The sequence below is a fragment of the Streptomyces sp. 3MP-14 genome (assembly GCF_006334905.2).
Lineage (GTDB): Bacteria > Actinomycetota > Actinomycetes > Streptomycetales > Streptomycetaceae > Streptomyces > Streptomyces triticirhizae.
Genome location: NZ_VDLZ02000001.1, coordinates 430,879 through 450,012, shown reverse-complemented (window position 1 = coordinate 450,012; position 19,134 = coordinate 430,879). Strand labels below are relative to the sequence as shown.

Sequence of the window (19,134 nt, the reverse complement as noted above, 5' to 3'; positions counted from 1 at the left end):
GAAATCTCGACGCGCAGCCCCATACAACCCGTTCTCTCACTGCGGGATTACGCTTCCCCATCTTTGAAATCGATTTCACGCACCGGGGGTTCCCGTTTCTCCGCTACCGGCCCGAGGGGTGACCTGAAAGACGATGACGTACCTGGGAGTTGGACTCGAAGGACTGGCCCGCCGGCGCCGGGCGGTGACCCGTTCCCTCAGCGCCGAGAACGTCACCGGCGCCAAGGGGGCCGGCGGCATGGCCACGGAGGGAACGGGCGCCCGCGCGGCGAGCCTGCTGGGGCGCGGCTGGAAGGTCTCCCCCAGCATCGAGATCGCGCCGGGCGAGACCGCCACCCTGGCGGACGTCGAGGGCCCGGGCACCATCACGCACCTGTGGTGCACCACGTCCCCGCACCGGGCGTGGCGCGGCACGCTGTTGCGGATGTACTGGGAGGGCGAGGAGAGCCCGGCCGTCGAGGTGCCGCTGGGCGACTTCTTCTGCAACGGCTGGAACGCCTTCAGCCAGGTGTCGTCCGTGCCGGTGGCCGCCAACCCCAACGGCGGGTTCAACGCCTACTGGCCGATGCCGTTCCGCGCGGCGGCCCGCGTCACGTTGGAGAACCTGTCGGCCGAGACCGTGACCCTCTACTACCAGATCGACTACGAGCTGACGGAGGCGGACGAAGCGCCGGGTGAGGACGAGGCGTCCTGGTTCCACGCGGTGTGGCGGCGCAGCCGTCCGGTGCCCGAGGGGGAGGTGCACACGCTGCTGCCGGGGGTGCGCGGCGCCGGGCACTACGTGGGGACCTACCTCGCCTGGGGCGTCAACAGCCCGGGCTGGTGGGGCGAGGGAGAAGTCAAGTTCTACCTGGACGGCGACGAGGAGTTCCCCACCATCTGTGGCACGGGCACGGAGGACTACTTCGGCGGCGCCTGGAACTTCGACGTCCCCGGGCAGGGCTACACCGCCTACTCCACGCCCTACCTGGGGCTGAACCAGATCCTGCGCCCCGACGGGCTGTACGCCAGCCAGCAGCGGTTCGGGATGTACCGCTGGCACATCCCCGACCCGGTGCGGTTCGCCGAGGACCTGCGGGTGACCGTGCAGAGCCTGGGCATCGGCCCCGGCCACCACAACGGGCTGCCCCACCGCTACCGGCCGACCAGCGACGACATCGCGTCGACCGCGCTGTTCTACCTGGACGCGCCGAGCGCCCCGGGACCCCGGCCGGCCGCGCCCACCCTGCTCGCGCTCGAAGTGGACTGAAGACGGCCCCCACATCCGACTCCAAGGACGGGAGCACGGACCATGCTCCAGCACGACAACGACGTCGCGCGCCCCACCCGGCCGCCGGGCCGCGGCAGTTCGCGCCGGGGCTTCCTCGCGCGGGCGGCGGGCGCGGCCACGGCCGCCGCGACCCCGGCGCTGCTCACGGGGTGCGGCACGGCCGGCGGCAGCGGCTCGGCGCTGACCTTCTGGAACTTCTACGCGCCGCAGAACACCGACGACCCGGCCGTGCGGCGGCAGGCCCGGTGGTTCGTCGACCTGGTGGCGGAGTGGAACGCCACCCACGACCGGCGCGTCGAGCTGGTCTTCGTCCCCGGCACCACCTACACGGACGGCTTCAAGCTGCCGTCCGCGTTCGCCGCCGAGGCGGGCCCCGACATCTTCCTGCTCTCGCCCGGCGACTTCCTGCGCTACTACAACGGGGGCGTCCTGGCGGACCTCACGCCGTACCTGGAGCGGGAGGCCATCGCGGACTTCGGGATCGCGCTGGACACCCGCACCGTGGACGGCCGGGTCCACGCGCTGCCGATGGAGGTCGAGCCGCTCGCCGTCTACTACTCGGTCGCCGCCTTCGAGCGGGCCGGGCTCTCCGAGGGGGACATCCCCACCACCTGGGACCAACTGCTCGACGTCGGCGACCGGTTGCGCGGCGACACCCGCGCGGGGATGGTCTTCGACACCGAGCCCGGCTACTACCAGAACTTCACCTGGTACCCGTGGATGTGGCAGGGCGGCGGCGAGATCCTCGGCGAGGACGGCTCGGTGACGGTGAACTCGCGCGCCACCCGCGCGGCGCTCCAACTGTGGCAGGACGCCGTCGAGTTCGGCATCGCGCCGCGCACCCTGCCGGCGGCCGGCGACGTGATCAGCGCCTTCCGTGGCGACCACGTCGCGATGTGGCAGTCCGGCATCTGGGAGGTCTCCAGCTTCCGCGCCTACGCCCCGGACTTCGAGTACGGGATCTTCCGGCTGCCGGTGCCGGACGGCGGCACGTACACCACGGCCATGGGCGGCTGGGCGTTCTGCGCCAACGCCCAGGGGCGCGACCCCGAGACGGCCGCCGAGTTCTGTGCCTGGGCGCTGGGCACGATGGACGAGCGCTGCATCGACCGGATGGTCGAGTGGTGCGTCGGCGCCAAGTCGGACATCGCGCCGCGCGACACGGTGCTGGAGCGGGGCGAGGCGGCCGGCGGCTACGACCTGTGGGCGATGCGGAAGTTCAAGGACGAGATCCTTCCCGGCGGGCGGCCCGAACCGCGCTATCCGCCGGTGGTCTACAAGGCCGTCTCCGACGCCATCCAGGGCGCCATGCTCGCCGGCCGGGACGTGGCCGGCGAGGCGGAGCGGGCGGCGGCCTCCATCGACGCCTATGTCAGGAGCTACGAGGGGGCGAGTCTCCTATGACCGGGGTGATCGCGCCCGAGGAGCGGACGGCCGCCCCCGGGAAAGGGGCGCCGCGCCGTCGGGGGCGGCGCGCGTTGAGCAGGCGGCACCGCGAGTGGGTGGCGGCCGGGCTGTTCCTCGCGCCGGACGTGCTGGGGCTGTTGGTCTTCGTCGGCGTCCCGATGGTGCTGTCGATCGCGCTGGGCTTCTTCCAGGTCAGCGGCTTCGGTTCCTACACGTGGGTCGGGCTCGGCAACTACGAGCGGATGATGAACGACCCGCTGTTCTGGGAGTCGATGCGGATCACCGGGCTGTATGTGGTGGTGCTGGTCCCGGTGTTGTTCGGGGTGAGCCTGGGCCTGGGTCTGCTGGTGAAGCAGCGGCTGCCGGGCATGGCGGTCTACCGGGCGGCGCTGTTCCTGCCGTATGTGATCAGCCTCGTCGTGGTCGGCCTGCTGTGGAAGTTCATGTTGGACGAGCAGGTGGGCGTCGTGAACCGCGCGCTGCGGACCGTCGGCCTGGAGGGCGAGTCCTGGCTGGGCGACCCCGACTTCGCCCTGCTCTCCGTCATCGCCGTCATGGTCTGGGTGATGATGGGCTACTACATGATCATTTTCCTGGCGGGGCTCCAGGACATCCCCACCGAGTACTACGAGGCGGCCCGGATCGACGGCTCGGGCCCGTGGTCGACGTTCCGCCACATCACCTGGCCGCTGCTCCGCCCCACCAGCTTCTTCGTGCTGCTGATGTCCACCGTCGCGGCCATCACCGGCGGCCTCGACCTGATCTTTGTGCTCACCAACGGCGGGCCGGCCAACGGCACCTCGCTGGCGATCTTCTACATCTACCAACAGGCGTTCGGCTTCGGCGAGTACGGTTACGCCTCGGCCATGGGCTCGTTCCTCGTGCTGGTCATGGTCGCGTTCTCCGCGGTGATCTTCGCGGTCACGCGCGGCGGGAGGTTCGACCATGACGGCTGAGAACCGGATGCGACGACCCGCGCTGACCGCCCTGGCGATCGTGCTGTCGGCGGCGAGCGTCTTCCCCGTGCTGTGGATGGCGACCTCCTCGCTCAAGCCGCGCGACACCGTCACCGACGGGCGGCTGATCCCCCGCGAGGTCACCTTCGACAACTTCGTCTACGTCTTCACCGAGGTGCCGTTCGCCCGCTACCTGTGGAACAGCTTCTTCGTCTCCGCCGTGATCACCGTGGCGGCGCTGCTGTTCCACTCCATGGCGGCCTACGCGCTGGCCCGCCTGCGGTTCCCCGGCCGGGAAGCGATCTTCCTGTCGATCTTCGCCACCCTGCTGGTCTCCGCGCCCGTGGTGCTGATCCCGCTCTTCCTGGTGGCCCGCGAGCTGGGCCTGCTGGACAGCTACGCGGGGCTGATCATCCCGGCGATCTTCAACGCCTTCGGCATCTTCCTGCTGCGCCAGTTCTACCTGGCCTTCCCCCGGGAGATCGAGGAGGCCGCGATCGTCGACGGGGCCGGCCACTGGCGGATCTACTGGAGCATCGTGCTGCCCATGTCGCGGCCGATCCTGGCGGCGCTGACCGTGTTCTTCTTCCTCGCCAACTGGAACGCGTTCGTCTGGCCGTTGGTGGCCACCAGCAGCGAGGAGCTGACGGTGGTGCAGCTGGGCATCGCGTCCTTCCAGACGCAGTACGCCTCCAGTTGGAACTACATCCTGGCCGCCGCCACCGTCGCGGCGCTCCCCATGCTGGCGCTCTTCTTCGCCTTCCAGCGCCAGATCGTCGAGTCCATCAAGACGTCGGGGCTCAAGTCCTGACGGACCCGTCGCCTGCCGGACGCGGGGCGCGCGCGGCACACTGGGGACCCGTGAAGCCGGCCGCCGTGAAGGAGCCCCGCGTGACCCTGCTGCTCGGCATCGACATCGGCACCTCGGGCGCCAAGGGCGTGCTGGTGCGGCCCGGCGGGGAGTTGGTGGCCACGGCCGCCCGTGAGCACCGCACCGCGACGCCGCGCCCGGGCTGGGTGGAGCACGACGCCCTGGACGTGTGGTGGGCCGATTTCCTCGCGTTGAGCGGGGAGTTGACGGCCCGCGCCGGCGGCGAGGAGATCGCCGGCGTCGGGGTCAGCGGCATCGGCCCGTGCCTGCTGCCGGCGGACGCCGAGGACAACCCGCTGCGGCCGGCGATCCTCTACGGCGTGGACACCCGCGCCGGGCGGCAGATCGACGCCCAGCACGCCCGCTTCGGCGAGGCGGCCGTGCTGGCGCGCTGCGGCTCGCGGCTCACCAGCCAGGCCGTCGGGCCGAAGCTGGCCTGGGTGCGGGAGGAGGAGCCGGCGGTGTGGGCGGCCACCCGCCGCTGGTACATGGCGACATCGTTCCTGGTGCGGCGGCTGACCGGGGCGTATGTGCTGGACCACCACTCCGCCAGCCAGTCAACGCCGCTCTACGACCCGGCGGCGGGCGCCTGGATCGAGGACTGGTGCGAGGAGATCGCCCCCGGCCTGGAGTGGCCCGAACTGCGGTGGCCGGCCGAGGTCGCCGGCGAGGTCACGCGGGAGGCGGCGGCAACGACCGGGCTGCGGGCCGGAACTCCCGTGGTGGCGGGCACCGTTGACGCCTGGGCCGAGGCCACGGCCGCCGGCGTCAGCCGGCCCGGCGACCTGATGCTGATGTACGGCTCGACGATGTTCCTGGTGAACGTCGTCACCGGGCCCCGGCCCACGCCCCACCTGTGGACGACGCGGGGCGTCTTCCCCGGCACCTCCTGCCTGGCCGGCGGGATGGCCACCTCGGGCGCGGTCACCGGCTGGCTGCGGGACCTGACGGGCGCGGCGTTCGACACCCTCGTCGAGGAGGCGGCGGCGATCGGGCCGGGCGCGGAGGGGCTGGTGATGCTGCCGTACTTCGCCGGCGAACGGACCCCGCTCCTCGACCCGGACGCCCGGGGCCTGGTGCTGGGGCTGACGCTGCGCCACGGCCGGGGCCATCTGTACCGGGCGGCGCTGGAGGCCACGGCGTTCGGGGTGCGGCACAACCTGGAGGTGATGGCCGCCTCCGGCGGGGAGTTGGGGCGGCTGGTGGCGGTCGGCGGCGGCGCGCGGGAGCTGTGGACGCGGATCGTCTCGGATGTCACGGGCCGGGCGCAGGACGTGCCGCGCCACACGATCGGCGCGCCGTACGGGGACGCGTTCCTCGCCGCCGTGGGCACCGGGCTGGCGGCGGCCGGGGACCTGCCGGCGTGGAACCCGGTCGAGCAGACCGTGACCCCCGACCCGGCGGTCACCGCCCGCTACGACCGGTTCTACGCGCTCTACCGCGACCTCTACCCCGCCACCCGCGAGGCCGCGCACGCCCTGGCGGCCGAGCAGCGGGCGGCCGTGGCCGAGGACCGGGGCTGACCGCCGGCCGGGCACCGGGCCGGCGGGGATGCCGTGGTCAGGGCTTGCGGGCGACCGCGCCGTACTGGTGGACCTCCTCCGGCAGGCCGAGGGCCAGGGTGTCGGGCCGCCAGCGGGAGCAGGAGATCAACCCCGGCTCCAGCAGTTCGAGTCCGTCGTAGAACGGCCGCAGCTCCTCCGGGTCGCGCAGGATGTACGGCACCGGGGCCTGCGCGTTGTACCCGGCGATGGCCGCCACATAGTCCTCGCTGGTGCTGGTGCTGTCGTAGTGCACCAGATAGCTCCCGGACGGCAGGCCGGCGACCAGGCGGCGGGCGATGGACCTGGCCTCGTCGAGGTCCTCGATGTGCCCGAGGATGCCCATCAGCATCAGCGCGACGGGGCGGGTGAGGTCCAGGTGCTCGGCGGCGCGTTCCAGGATGGTCTCGGGTTCCCGGATGTCGGCCAGCAGGTAGCGGGTCGTGCCCTGCGGCGCGCTGGTCAGCAGCGCCCGCGCGTGGGCGATGACCAGCGGGTCCTTGTCCACGTAGAGGGTGCGGGCCCGGGGGTTGGCGCGTTGGGCGATCTCGTGGGTGTTGTCCACGCTGGGCAGCCCCGTCCCGATGTCGAGGAACTGCCGCACGTCGCGCTCCTCCGCCAGGTGCCGCACCGCGCGGGCGAGGAAGTACCGCGCGGCCCGCGCGCCGACGGTGATGCCGGGAAAGCGGTCCCGGAACGCGTCCCCCGCCACCCGGTCCACCTCGTAGTTGTCGCGCCCGCCCAACCAGTAGTTCCAGATCCGCGCGGAGTGCGGCACCGTGGTGTCGATGGCGTCACCGGTGTTCTCGTTCACGTGCTGCTCTTCCTGACGACTGCTGCGCACTGCCGGCCCGCCGGCGCTTCTGCCGCGCGGGCCAAGTGACGATTATGCGCCCGGAGTTCGCTCATCCGCACGGCGACGGGGCGCCGCCGGCCGAGGCGGCCGGCCGGGCGCCGGACGGGCCGCCGTTCCCCAACCGGTCGCCCGGGCCCGGCCGTTGGCGTCGGGTCAGCCGTACCCGACCACGCCGAGCGTGCCGATCCAGACCACGGCCAGCGTCTGCAACACCCGGTCGCCCAGGACGACCTCCTCGGGTTCGCCGGCCCGCCCCCGGTCGACCTCCATGGCATAGCGCAGCACCGCCATGACGAACGGGGCGATCGACAGCAGCGGCCACACCGCGCTGTTCTCGGCCTCCCGGATCTCGAACGCCCACATGCTGTAGGTGGTGACGAGCACCGTGGCCGAGAGCGCCCACACGAACCGCAGGTAGGAGGCCGAGTACGCCTCCAGCGACCGGCGGAACCCGGTGTGGGTGCGCTCGGCGAGCATCCGCTCGGCGTAGCGCTTGCCGGTCACCATGAACAGCGACCCGAAGCCGGCGACCAGCAGGAACCACGGCGAGAGCGCGATGCCGGTGGCCACTCCCCCGGCGATGGCGCGTAACAGGAAGCCGGCGGAGACGCAGCAGATGTCGAAGACCGGCTGGTGCTTGAGCCAGAGGCAGTACGCGAGCTGGATCACCACATAGGCGCCGAGCAGCGCCGCCAGCTCCCAGCGGGCCAGCGCGGCCAGCGCCACCGCCCCGGACAGCAGCACCCCGGCGACGGCGAGCGCCAGTTGGACCGGCACGACGCCGGCCGCTATCGGCCGCTCCCGCTTGGTGGGGTGCGCCCGGTCGGCCTCGACGTCCCTGGCGTCGTTGACGAGGTAGATCCCGGAGGCGGCCAGGGAGAACGCCGCGAACGCGATCGCCAGGCGCGGTCCGGTGCCGCCGTCCAGCAGCGCGCCGGCGGCGAACGGCGCGGCGAGCACCAGGACGTTCTTCGTCCACTGGCGCGGGCGCATCGCGCGGAGCAGCCCCATGGCGGTGGTGCCGGGGCGGGCGGGCGCGCCGGTCTGGGTCGTCGCGCTCACGCGGCCTCCCCGTTCGGTCGGCTTCCGGGCGGGGACGCGGGTCGGTGCCCGAGGGGCACGCCGGAGGCGGCCCGGTCGAAGAGTTCCTGGTAGGCGTCCAGGCAGGCGGCGACGCCGAAGCGGTCGCGCGCCTCCTTGGCGTGCACGGCCCGCTGTTCGGCGGGCAGGTCGCGCAGCTCCTCGACCGCCCGCCAGATCGCGTCCGGGTCGCGGGGCGGCGCGAGCCGGCCGAAGCCGGTGGCCACCACGGGGTACCGGCCGCCCGGCAGGTCGGAGGTGACGCAGGGAACGCCGGCCATCATGGCCTCGGCCTGCACGATGCCGAAGGACTCGGCCACCGAGGGCAGCGCGAAGACGTCGATCGAGGCGTAGAAGTCGGCGATCTGCCGGCCCTTCAGGAAGCCCAGCAGGGTGATCCGTTGGTCGTCGCCGATGGCTGCCCGCACCTCGGCGACGGCGCTCCGGCCGCGCACGTCCTGATGGTCGCCGCCGATGAGCAGCCGGTCCTGGGGCGCGGCGTGCCGGCGGAAGGCGCGCACCAGGTACGGGATGCCCTTGTCCTCGACGATGCGGCCCAGGAACCCGACGTGCAGCCCGTCGGACGAGCGGTGGACGGGCCGGCCGTCCTCGCGGTGCACGCAGGGCGCGGAGATCGCCTGCCACGGGCGGCCGCGGATCACCGGCCACTGCGACGAATATCTGGCCTGGTCCTCGCTGTTGACGACCACGGCCGTCGAGCGGGCGAGCGCGCGCCGGGCCGAGCGGTTGACGGCCGCCACCTGGAGCGGGGTGGTCAGCGTGCGGGGCACCCAGACGTCGATGTGGTAGGTGCTCACCACGGGGACGTTCCCGCAGCGGGCCGCGATCCAGGCCGCCTCCAGCATCGGCAGGTGCAGGTTGAGCACGCGGGAGCGGCGGGCGACTTGGGCGACCAGCCTCGGGAAGCCGGGGGCGACCACGCCCCGGCCGACCTGGGCGAGGACGGGGGCGCGGAACACCTCGACGCCCGCGATCCGTTCGCGGCGCGGCAGGGAGCGGTCGTGGCGGGAGGTGACGACAGCGACGGACCGGCCGCGCGCGGCCAGCCCCTCGGCGAGCACCCGGGCCACCTCGGTGAGCCCGCTGACGTAGGGCGCGTAGTAGTTGAGGGCGATGCAGACGTCGTAGCGCGGGTCTTCCGTTCGCGCGTCGTTCACGGTCCTGCTCCTTCCGGGACGGGAACGCCGGCCCGCTGGGGTGCGCGCCGGTCGGCGAGGGTGGCCGCGAGGGCGACCAGGCACTCGCCGAAGAGGGTGAGCAGCCGGCTGGCGGCGGCGACCACGCCGGCGGCCGGCAGCGGCAGCAGGGTGGCCAGCACGCCGACGAGCACGGCCTCCCGGGCGCCGAGGCCGCCGGGCGCGATGACGACGAGGCTGCCGACGACGGTCGCCAGGGCCAGCCCGCCGACGGCGGGCGCCAGGGCCGCCAGCGCGGGCGCGCCCAGCGCCAGCGCGAGGAACCACACGTGCAGCCCGGTGACGACCCAGCCGAGTACCGACAGCAGCAGGCAGGCACGGACCGCGCCGGGCCGCACCCGCTCCGCCGGGCCGCCGGTGACCCGGGCCAGCAGCCGGCCCAGCCCGTGGGTGATCAGCCGGGGCCTGGCCAGCACGGCGAGGAACGCGGCGGCGAGCGCCGCGACCAGCGCGGTGGGCCAGGGGCCGCTGGCCCAGCCGCCGCCGAGCACGGCGACCGTGCCGACCAGCGCGCCTGCGCTGAGCGACGCCCCCAGGCTGACGGTGAAGGCGGTGACGACCAGCAGCCGGGGAACGCCCCGCCGCCCCGCCAGTTCGGCCTGCACCATCGCGGGCCACAGCGAGCCCGGCAGGTACTTGCCGAGCTGGCCCACCAGGCACACCCGCAGGCAGGCGCGCAGCGGCAGTTGGGCCCCGGTCCCGCTCAGCGCGGCCCGCCAGGCCAGCGCGGCGACCACCGCGCCGGCCGAGGTCGCCAGCAGCGCGGCGGCCAGCGGCACGGGGTGCAGGGAGCGGGCGGCGTCGAACGTCTCGGCGCCGTTGCCGACCAGCCAGGCGACCAGCCCGGCCAGCACGGCCACCAGCGCCAGGGCGGTCCAGACCGCACGCGCCGGCCGGCGGGCGGGGCGGGCCGCCCGGTCAGAACGCCAGCTTCGCGACACGGAGGGCCCCCTCCCGCCAGGGTGAGCGGTGGGTGCGCCCGGCGGGGGTGGCGGCCAGGGCCGCCTGGTTCTCCCGCCACCAGCGGTAGGTGCGCAGGATCGACGCGCGGTTGGACCAGCGGGGCCGGAAGCCCAGCACGGCGGCGGCCCGGTCGGTCGTCACATAGGAGTCGCGACGCAGCTTGGCCAACAGCCGGCCGTACACGGGCGAGAGCCCGGTGGAGTCCAGCAGGCGCAGCAGCGGCAGCGCCGGCGCCGCCGGCACGGAGCGGATGCGGCGGCCGTAGCCGGCCTCGTCGAGGACCGCCTGGAAGTCCTCGGCGAGGGTGCCGAACTCGGTCGCGGCGATGTTGACGTCGGTGTTCACCCGCTTCGCCGGGCCGCGCACGGCGGCGCAGGTCGCGGCCACCAGGTCCTCGACGTCGAGCATCTGGGTGCGCACCCGCCCGCCGTCGAGGAGCGGGAAGTGCCGGCCCTCGTCGGCCCACTGGAAGAGCATGGCGAAGAGGCCGAGGCGCTGCGGGCCGAGGAAGGTCTTGGGCCGCAGCACCGGCACCGTCAGGCCCTCGGCGCGGGCCGCGCGGCAGGCCAGCTCGGCCTCGATCTTGGCCCGGCTGTAGGGGTCGACGGGCCCGAAGTCGGCGGTCTCCGGGGTCGGTACGTGCTCCGGCAGGCCGTAGACCGCCGTCGAGGAGACGTGCACCACGCGCGGCACGCCGGCCGAACGGGCCGCCGCCAGCACCGACTCGGTGCCGCGCACGTCGACGTCGACGATCTCGGCGGCCGGGTAGCTGGGCAGCGCGGCCGCCGCGTGGACCACGACGTCGGCGCCGGCCACGGCCGCGCGCACGGCGGCGGCGTCCCGCACGTCGGCCCGCACCGTGCGCGGCCGGGGGCCCGGCGCCCCGGCGGGCGCCAGGTCGTGCACCTCGGGGGCCACGTCCAGGGCGACGACGGAGTCGCCGTCGGCCACCAGCCGTTCGACCAGGTGCCGGCCGAGCATTCCGGCGGCCCCGGTGACCGTGACCGTGAGCGGGGTTCGCCGCTCGTCGTCGCGCGTCGGTTCGCCTGCCTGTCGTCCACTCACCGCTGCCTCCGCCCTGGTCGTGGTCGCCCGCCGGGGTGGCGGACCCGCCCGTGCCCCTCGGCCGCCGGGCACCGGTCGCCGGCGCCGGCCGTGGGGTTCGTCCGGCCGCTCACTCCGCCGGCCAGCCGGTCTCGATCGCGCGCAACACGTCCTCGGTGTCCGCGCCGAGGAGCCAGTCGGTCATGCCGGACCAGAACGACCCGGTGCCCACGGCGGACGGCATGAGGTCGGAGCCGTCGAACCTGACGACGGCTTCCGGGTGTTGCAGCAGCTCGGCGGCCAGTCGCTCGGCCTCGCCCGGGATGCGGTCGGCGTCGAGTCCGCCGTTGGGCGAGACCCAACTCCCCAGTTCGGCACGGCTGTTGGCGAACTCGGGGCCGGCCAGGTAGGCCCGCACCGCCTCGACCTCCGGGCGGTCGGCGAGGCCGACGACGAAGTGCCCGCCGACCACCGTGGCGGGCGCCGCCCCGGCGTCGATCGGCGGCAGCGGGAAGGCCGCCACGTCGCCGTCCGCGCCGATGTCGGTGCCCGAAGGCCAGTGGGTCGCGAACGACGACGCCTGGTTGTACAGCGCGCAGCCGCCCTCCAACAGGCGTTGGCCGGCCACCTGGTACGGCGTCTCGGCGATCGCGGCGGCGTCGCCGCCGGCGCCGTCCCCGGCGAGGTCCGGGTCGCGGAGGATCGCGCCGGCCCGCTCGGCCGCCGCCACGACGCGCGGGTCGTCGAACGGGATGGCGTGCTCGACCCAGGCGTCGTAGACCTCGGGCCCCTCGGCGCGCAGCAGCACGTCCTCGATCCAGTCGGTCGCCGGCCAGCCGGTCGCGACCCCGGACTCGATGCCGACGCACCAGGGGGTCGTGCCGGTGGCGGCGATCTCGGCGCTCAGCTCGGTCAGTTCGTCCCAGGTGCGCGGGACGCTCCAGCCGTGCTCCCGGAACAGGGCGGCGTCATACCAGACGAAGCCCTTGACGGTGGCGTCCAGCGGCGTGGCGTACAGCTCGTCGGCGACGGTTCCGTAGGCCAGCCAGCTCGGCGAGAAGTGGGCGCGGGCGGCCGTCGCCACGTCGCCGGCGGCGGGCGCCAGCACGCCCTGCTCGGCGAGGGCGCGGACCAGGCCGGGCTGGGGCACGAGGGCCACGTCCGGCGGGTTGTCCTCGGCGACCAGCTCGCCGATCCGGGTCTCGAAGTCGTCGCTGCCCTCGTAGGCGAGCCGGATGCCGGTGCACTCGGTGAACGTCGCCCAGGACTCCTGGAACCGCTCCGCCTCGGCGCCCCGGACCGGGCTGAACAGGCTGACGGTGCTGCCCTCGTGGCCCTGGTAGGCGGCGTAGGCGGCGCAGGGGTCTCCTTCGCCTGCGGCGGCTTCGGTGGCCTCGGGGTCGGGGGCCGCCTCCTCGGCGGCGGGGGCGGACGAGCAGCCGGCGGCCAGCGCCACGGCGGCGGTGAGGGCGACGACCAGGGTCACCCCACGGGGCGTGGTGTTCAACGGTCTTCCTCCGGTGCGGTCGGCACGGTCAGTTCGAGCAGCTGCGCGGTGTGGTCGGAGTTGCCGCGCGGGTCGAGGAACTCGTAGTTCCGGACGCCGAGTCCGCCGGCGACGAGCGCCCAGTCGTTGCGCCACAGCCGCGGGACGCCGCCGCCGACCCGCCAACTCGTCGGGTGGAGCAGGCCGGTGCTGGCGACGGCGTCGGTGGTGACGTCGAGCAGCGCGCGGTTGTCGCCCATGGCGGGGCTGGTGTTGAAGTCGCCGGCGACGAGCAGCGGCCTGGGGTTGTCCTCGACCGCCTCGGCGAGCGCCCGGTACTCCTCGGCCCGGCGTTGGCCGCGCTCCCTGATCTCGCGGTAGAAGTCCGGCGTCAGCGGGTTCTCCTCCATCATCAGCTGGACGGGCATGTGCACGTTGTAGGTGGAGACCACCTCGCCCCCGACCGCGAGGTCCACGCGCAGCCCGTAGGGCGCGGGGAAGGCGAGCGCCGGCTCGTCGCGGGAGTGCACGACGTCCCGCCCGGCGACCGGCAGCCGCGACAGGGTGAGCAGGGTGCCGTCGGCGACCGCCTCGTACTCGGGGAACGCCTCCCGCACGTCGGCGACTTCGGTGATCGGCACGGGCGTCTCGTCGACGCGCCGCATGTGCTCCTGGAGCAGGTAGACGTCCGCGTCGAGGGACCTGAGGTAGGCGAAGAGCGCGCCCCGGTCGCGGCGGTCGGTCCAGATCCCGTCGCGGTTCTGGGCCCAGTAGTCGGTGTTGAGGGTCACCACCCGCACGGTCGGCCCGGGGCCGGCCGACCAGTCGGGCCCGTCGAGCGCGGCGAGGTTGATGCCGGACCAGGGCAGGCCGACCACCAGGGCGATGGCGGCCCGCCCCAGGACCAGCGGCCGCCAGCCGCGCAGGAACACGCCGGCGGCGAGCAGCAGGAGGGGAACGGCGAGGAAGGTGATCGGCGGCAGCGTCCCGGGGATGACCCAGAGCCAGAAGTTCCCGGTCAGCAGGTTGTGGGCCAGGGCGAAAACCATCCAGGCCAGCGCCGCCGTGGCGACGACGCGCACCAGGAGCGGGCGCGATCGTGGCGGGGCGTCCTCGGGGACGGGCGCGGTCTCGGGGACGGCCTCCGTCTCGGGGACGGCCTCGGACTTGGGGGCCGGCTCGGGCTCGGGGACGGCCTCCGTCTCGGGTACGGCCTCGGACTTGGGGGCCGGCTCGGGCTCGGGCCCCTCGGTGCGGGTGTCGGCGGTGGTGGTCACGAAGCGGTTCTCCTCGGGGGCGCTGAACGGACCGGTTCCCGAGCGGCGCGGGAGCGGACCTCGGCGGTTGCTCTTCGCTTTCGTAACTGCGACATGGCGTGAACCAGGAGTTTGCGGTGACCGGGTGTGGCCGGCAAGGGCGGGCGGTTGTCCCGGACGGCCTGTCCGTCCTTTTCCGGCGCCCTTTTCGGCGTCCTTTACGACGTCTTCTCCGGTGCCTTTTCCGGCGTCGTCGGCGGCCTGTCCGGATGCCCGTCCGGTCCGTCCGGCGCTTTCGGACCGGACAGCGGAACGCACCGGACTGCGTCACTCTTCACGGGGAGTCCGACCAATTTCGTTCATCTGAGGCCGCTTTCATGCCACATGGCATCGAAATTCCGCGAACTCCCCATGAGGAACCGTCCCAACCGGTCCGGGCCGAACTGGGGGACATTCGGGCACCGACGGTCCGCCCGCCCCTCGAAGGGAGCGCCATGGAAGGTGATATGCATCCCATGATTCATCGCCCGTGCAATGGGTCAGGCTTGCGTGGATCGCTCGTTGAGGGGAGATACATGCAGCGCTTCCGATCGCACCCCGACATGCCCTGCCCGCAGCAGATCACCACCGTTGGCGAGTTCGTCCACGCCCTCGGGAAACTCAAGTCCGCCTCGCGCCTCACCTTCCGGCAGTTGGCGGAGCGCGCCTCCCGCTGCGGCGAGTCCCTGCCGCGCAGCACCGTGGCGGACATGCTGAGACGGCCGACCCTGCCACGGGCCGAGCTGGTGGCGGCGTTCGTGCGCGCCTGCGGCTGCTCGCCGGGAGGCGTCGACGCCTGGCTGGCCTCGCACCGCCGGATCGCGCTCCTCGACCGGACACCCCCCGCCGGCCTCCTCCCCTCCCCCGCCCTCGGCGCCAGACCCGGCCGCCCGTCGCCGCCAGCCGGCCGGGCCGCTCCCGGAACGGCGCTGCCCAGTCAACTCCCCTCGGTGCCCGGCGCGTTCACCGGCCGGGAGGCCGAGCTGCGCGCGCTCGACCGGGTCACGACCGGGGCCGACGGCGTCGGCCTGGTGGTGGTCACCGGGGCGCCCGGCATCGGCAAGACCAGCTTCGCGCTCCGCTACGCCCACCAGGTGGCCGAACGCTACGCCGACGGCCATCTCCACCTCGATCTGCGCGGCCACTCGCGCGCCCCGGCGCTGCGGCCGATCGAGGCGCTGGCACGCCTGACGCGCAGCCTCGGCGACGAGGCGTGGCGCGCGCCGGCGACCGAGGAGGAGGCGGCGGCGCGCTACCGGTCCCTGCTGGCCGACCGGAAGGTGCTACTCCTGCTCGACAACGCCGCGTCCGCCGAGCAGGTGCGGCCGCTGTTACCCGGCACGCCGCACGGCCTGACCCTGGTGACCAGTCGCCGGCGGCTCTCAGGACTGCTCATCTGGGAGGGCGCGCACCGGATCAGGCTGGGCGTCCTGCCGGCCGATGACGCCCGCAGGCTGCTGGCCCGGCTGCTCGGCACCCGGCGGGTGGCCGCGGCGCCCGAGCAGACCCAGGCGTTGATCAGCGCCTGCGCCGGCCTGCCGCTGGCCCTGCGGATCGCCGCCACCCAGCTCGCCGACGAGCCCTGGCGCCCCCTCGCTGACTACGTGGCCGAGCTGCGCGGACACGGGCTGGCCGCGCTCTCCCTCAACGACGAACGACGCACCGTCAGTTCGATCTTCGACCTCTCCTACCGGAAGCTCGACGCGGTGACCCGGCGGGTGTTCCGGCTCCTCGGGCTCGTGCCGAGCCGGGACATCACGGTGGACGCCGTGGCGGCCATCAGCGGCACCACACCGGCCACCGCGCGCGGGCTGCTGCGCTCGCTCACCGAGGCGCACCTGCTGGACGAACACGCGCCCGGCCAGTACCGCTTCCACGACCTGCTGCGCCAGTACGCGCGGCAGCTCGCCGAGCTGGAGGACCCGGCCGACGCCCGTGCCGAGGCGCGCGAACGGCTGTCCGCCTGGCTCTACCGCACGCCGACGGCGGCCGGGTAGCCCCCGGCTCCCCGACTCCCCGGCTCGGGTGGCCCGTTCGGTTGCCGAGGCCGACCGACGCATCCCCGCCGCCCGGCACCGGGCGGCGCGGGCGCGTTGTCACGGAAACACAACCAACGGCCGCAAGCGTGGAGCTTTTTCACCCGGGTGCCCTCATCATCTCAAGTCCCCCCACACCGTTGGCCTTTCACCCAGAGGGGGACACCATGACCCATCCGGAACAGCAGCCGGCCCCGTCCGTCTGGAACGGTCCGCACAACCCGACCGGGCCCCGGCCGCCGATGCCGCCGAGTCGACCGAGGCGGACGCGGGCCGTGCTCAGCCACGTGGGCGTCGGCGTCGCGTGCCTGATCATCGGCGCTGCGATCGGCGGGGCGGGCGACGAACCCGCCGGGAACGAGCCGGGCGGGGCGGCGGCCGACCGGGCGGCGCCGGGCGCCGAACCGGAGCCGGCGGCGAGTGCGGGGACCGAGGAGGAGGCCGAGGAGGAGGCCGTCGAGGCCGAGCCGGCCGACGAGGCGTCGGAGGCGTCGGGGGAGACGGAAGAGACGGAAGAAACGGAAGAGACGGAGGCGGACATCACGGAGGAACCGGCCGTGGACGAGGGCGGGCCGGTGACGTCGTTCCGCGACGGGACCTATCTGGTGGGCGTGGACATCGCCGCCGGGGAGTACTTCACCGAGGGGCCGGGCGACGAGGTGTTCTCCGTCTGTTACTGGTCGCGGAACGCCGACTCCAGCGGCGAGTTCGACGCGATCATCGCCAACGGGCTGCCTGAGGGCCCGAGTCGGGTGACGGTCAACGAGGGCGAGTACTTCGAGACCACGGGCTGTTCCTGGGAGCTGCGCTGAGCCGCCCGGTGCCCGTCCCGCGTGGCGGGAGCCGGGTGGGCCTCGGCCTCCCGGACCAGGGCGCCGAGCGCGACCAACAGCACGGCGGCCCCCGTGCCGCACACCATCCGCCAACCGCCGTTACCGATCATCCCGCACGCACCCCCGTACGCACCCGCACGTTCCGCGTCAGCCCGTTGTCGTGAGGACGCCGCCGGTGCGCCGCGCGGTTCCCGGCGGAGCGCGGTGACCGGGCCGGCCGTGGCATCGGGAGCGACTTGACATCGAGAGCGCTTCAACTGGTGCACTGCGGCGGTCCGTCAAGCGATCGCGGCCGAGCGCCGCGCCAGGAGGTGCCACCATGACCGCCCGCGAAGAAGCGTCCCCGGTCACCCTGATCACCGGCGGCGGCAGCGGCATCGGGGCCGCCGTCACGCGGCGGCTGGTCGCCGCCGGGGGGCGCGTGGCCGTGACCGGGCGCGGCACGGCGCGCCTTGACGCCCTCGCCGAGGAAGTGGACTCCCCCGAACGGCTGTTGACCATCCCCGGCGACGCCGCCAACTGGCCGACGGTGCGGGACGCGGTGGCGGCGACGGTCCAACGGTTCGGGCGGCTGGACCACGCGGTGGCCAACGCCGGGTTCGCCAGCCACGACACGGTCACCGAGGGCGACCCGGAGGGGTGGCGGGAGATGGTGCTGACCAATGTCCTGGGCCCGGCGCTGCTGGTGCGGGCCGCCGTGGCGGCGCTGCGGGAGACCGCCGGGCGGATCGTGTTCGTCGGCAGCGTCGCCGGGACGATCCATGTCCCGGGGAACCTGTACGGGGCGACCAAGTGGGCCGTCACCGGGCTCGCCGAGAACACCCGGCGCATGGTGACGGGGGACGGGATCGGGGTCACGCTGATCGCGCCGGGCCGCACCGAGACGCCGTTCTGGGACGGGCTGGGCGAGTTGCCGGACGGGCGGCTGCTCAGCGCGGACGAGGTGGCGGACTCGGTGGTGTGGGCCCTGGGGCAGCCGGCCGGCGTGGACGTGAACACGGTCACCGTGCGGCCCGTGGGTCAGCCGAACTGAACGGGCCCCTGCGGCGTCCCTGTTGGTGGCGGGGTCGGGCACCGGGCGGCCGGGAGGCTGGGCGGCTTTGGCCGGCGCCCCGGGGCGTTGTCAGTGGGCGCCGCTACGATATGGCATCGGAGAGTAACCGTCTGGCCCTCCCCTCGGGGGGAGTTGGGGCGGGCTCGGCAGGGTGCGGGGTCTCAAGGGGGAATCGGGGGCAGGCATGGACGGCACGGGTGAGGGTTTCGGCGGGGCGGGGGCGCCGGTGGCGGCCGGGGCCGGGCAGGGCGCGGGTGTGGCGCGGGTGCCGGGGTGGCGGCGGGTCTCCGCCTGGCTGGTGGACTATGCGCTGGTCATCACGGTGGCGGTGCTGCTGGGCATCCTCACGTTCAACCGGATCAGCGCCATGCTCGGCGATGTCGAGGGGCTGGCGGGGACCGGGGTGTGGAAGGTCGTCACCTCGGACGGCGATCTCGCGGAGGCGGGGCAGGCGTTGGGCGAGTCGCTGTGGCGGCGCTCGATCCGCGCGGTGCAACAGGGCTTCGCGCTGCTGGTGTTGTGTACCTTCCTCTACCAGTTCCTGGCGCTGGCCTTCGCCGGCACCACCCTGGGCAAGGCGCTGTTGGGGCTGCGGGTGAGCGCGGCGGGCGGGGCGGCCGGCGAGGCGCGCCGGCCGACGCGGCGGGCGGCGGCGGTGCGGGCCGCGGTCACCACGGTGGCCGACGTGGGGCTGCTGTCGCTGGCCTGCTGCCTGCTGCTGTCGGGCGCCTTCCTGGCGGCGGGGGTGGTGCTGGTGCTGACGGTGGTCGGGTATCTGGCCAACGCGATACCGGCGTTGCTGGGCGGCCGGCGCTCGCTCGCCGACCGGTTCGCCGGGACGCGGGTGCACGGCGGCCTGCTCGGGACGACGGCCGCGCTGACCGCGCGGTACACGGCGCAGGGCGGCCGGGCCGCCTGGCAGGCGGCGCAGCGCGTCGCGGAGTCGGAGCGCACCAGGGCGGTGCTCGGCCGGGGGCGTCAACTGCTGCCGCAGGGGCGCCGGGAGGGCGCCGACCCACGACCGGCCGACGGCATACCCGGCAGCGGCATACCCGGCGGCGGCGCGCCGGGCGAGGTGCCGGCGGGTGAGGGTGGGCGGCCGGCGGACGACGGGGCCGCGCATCAGAAATGATCACTCTAACAGCGAACATGGTTGGCTCGGACCCCTGTTGAACGGCTTCGCCCGTCGCCTTACGGTCGGTGAGCACAACAGGCCGATCGGGGG

16 protein-coding genes are annotated in these 19,134 nt (G+C 74.0%); 9 read left to right on the top strand and 7 right to left on the bottom strand.

Annotation, left to right across the window (positions count from 1 at the left end; genetic code table 11):
• Nucleotides 1-133 precede the first annotated feature (133 nt).
• From FH609_RS01885 to FH609_RS01865, 5 genes are all read left to right on the top strand, one after another.
• Nucleotides 134-1,249, top strand: coding sequence for a glycoside hydrolase family 172 protein (locus tag FH609_RS01885; protein ID WP_139665569.1), 1,116 nt, complete (start codon nucleotides 134-136; stop codon nucleotides 1,247-1,249).
• 42 nt (nucleotides 1,250-1,291) lie between these two features.
• On the top strand, nucleotides 1,292-2,674 hold the full coding sequence (locus FH609_RS01880) for an ABC transporter substrate-binding protein (RefSeq protein WP_139665570.1): 1,383 nt from the start codon (nucleotides 1,292-1,294) through the stop codon (nucleotides 2,672-2,674).
• Nucleotides 2,671-3,633, top strand: a complete 963-nt coding sequence (locus tag FH609_RS01875; protein WP_139665571.1) for a carbohydrate ABC transporter permease — start codon at nucleotides 2,671-2,673, stop codon at nucleotides 3,631-3,633. Before FH609_RS01880 ends, FH609_RS01875 begins: the two co-directional genes overlap by 4 nt.
• Nucleotides 3,623-4,444, top strand: coding sequence for a carbohydrate ABC transporter permease (locus FH609_RS01870; RefSeq protein ID WP_139665572.1), 822 nt, complete (start codon nucleotides 3,623-3,625; stop codon nucleotides 4,442-4,444). Before FH609_RS01875 ends, FH609_RS01870 begins: the two co-directional genes overlap by 11 nt.
• 80 nt (nucleotides 4,445-4,524) lie before the next feature.
• On the top strand, nucleotides 4,525-6,027 hold the full coding sequence (locus FH609_RS01865; protein WP_139665573.1) for an FGGY-family carbohydrate kinase: 1,503 nt from the start codon (nucleotides 4,525-4,527) through the stop codon (nucleotides 6,025-6,027).
• A 37-nt stretch (nucleotides 6,028-6,064) separates the two neighbouring features.
• Here FH609_RS01865 and FH609_RS01860 read toward each other — a convergent pair whose 3' ends face one another.
• The 7 genes from FH609_RS01860 to FH609_RS01830 all read right to left on the bottom strand — a co-directional run bounded on the left by FH609_RS01860 (nucleotide 6,065) and on the right by FH609_RS01830 (nucleotide 13,968).
• On the bottom strand, nucleotides 6,065-6,859 hold the full coding sequence (locus tag FH609_RS01860; RefSeq protein ID WP_139665574.1) for an SAM-dependent methyltransferase: 795 nt from the start codon (nucleotides 6,857-6,859) through the stop codon (nucleotides 6,065-6,067).
• 195 nt (nucleotides 6,860-7,054) lie between these two features.
• Entirely contained in the window at nucleotides 7,055-7,963 is a 909-nt protein-coding gene (locus FH609_RS01855; RefSeq protein ID WP_226961318.1) for a decaprenyl-phosphate phosphoribosyltransferase, read from the bottom strand.
• The gene (locus FH609_RS01850) at nucleotides 7,960-9,159 is read right to left on the bottom strand and encodes a glycosyltransferase family 4 protein (protein WP_139665575.1); all 1,200 of its coding nucleotides are present in this window, start codon (nucleotides 9,157-9,159) and stop codon (nucleotides 7,960-7,962) included. Before FH609_RS01850 ends, FH609_RS01855 begins: the two co-directional genes overlap by 4 nt.
• Nucleotides 9,156-10,139 carry a lysylphosphatidylglycerol synthase domain-containing protein gene (locus tag FH609_RS01845; RefSeq protein WP_139665576.1) on the bottom strand — a complete coding sequence of 328 codons (984 nt, stop codon included), beginning with the start codon at nucleotides 10,137-10,139 and terminating at the stop codon, nucleotides 9,156-9,158. Before FH609_RS01845 ends, FH609_RS01850 begins: the two co-directional genes overlap by 4 nt.
• Nucleotides 10,117-11,226 (bottom strand): NAD-dependent epimerase/dehydratase family protein, encoded by a 1,110-nt coding sequence (locus FH609_RS01840; protein ID WP_226961317.1) that lies wholly within the window; start codon nucleotides 11,224-11,226, stop codon nucleotides 10,117-10,119. Before FH609_RS01840 ends, FH609_RS01845 begins: the two co-directional genes overlap by 23 nt.
• Nucleotides 11,227-11,335: 109 nt before the next feature.
• Entirely contained in the window at nucleotides 11,336-12,712 is a 1,377-nt protein-coding gene (locus FH609_RS01835) for an ABC transporter substrate-binding protein (RefSeq protein WP_139665577.1), read from the bottom strand.
• Nucleotides 12,709-13,968: an endonuclease/exonuclease/phosphatase family protein gene (locus FH609_RS01830; protein ID WP_139665578.1), complete on the bottom strand. Its 1,260-nt coding sequence runs from the start codon at nucleotides 13,966-13,968 to the stop codon at nucleotides 12,709-12,711. The genes FH609_RS01835 and FH609_RS01830 overlap by 4 nt, the downstream gene beginning before the upstream one ends.
• A 554-nt stretch (nucleotides 13,969-14,522) precedes the next feature.
• Here FH609_RS01830 and FH609_RS01825 point away from each other — a divergent pair.
• The 4 genes from FH609_RS01825 to FH609_RS01810 all read left to right on the top strand — a co-directional run bounded on the left by FH609_RS01825 (nucleotide 14,523) and on the right by FH609_RS01810 (nucleotide 19,041).
• On the top strand, nucleotides 14,523-15,983 hold the full coding sequence (locus FH609_RS01825; RefSeq protein ID WP_226961316.1) for an NB-ARC domain-containing protein: 1,461 nt from the start codon (nucleotides 14,523-14,525) through the stop codon (nucleotides 15,981-15,983).
• 206 nt (nucleotides 15,984-16,189) lie between these two features.
• A complete protein-coding gene (locus tag FH609_RS01820) occupies nucleotides 16,190-16,834 on the top strand; it encodes a hypothetical protein (RefSeq protein WP_139665579.1) in 645 nt (214 codons plus the stop codon).
• Between the two features lie 340 nt (nucleotides 16,835-17,174).
• Nucleotides 17,175-17,888 (top strand): SDR family oxidoreductase, encoded by a 714-nt coding sequence (locus FH609_RS01815; protein WP_139665580.1) that lies wholly within the window; start codon nucleotides 17,175-17,177, stop codon nucleotides 17,886-17,888.
• Nucleotides 17,889-18,093: 205 nt separating this feature from the next.
• Nucleotides 18,094-19,041 carry an RDD family protein gene (locus FH609_RS01810; protein WP_139665581.1) on the top strand — a complete coding sequence of 316 codons (948 nt, stop codon included), beginning with the start codon at nucleotides 18,094-18,096 and terminating at the stop codon, nucleotides 19,039-19,041.
• Nucleotides 19,042-19,134 lie beyond the last annotated feature (93 nt).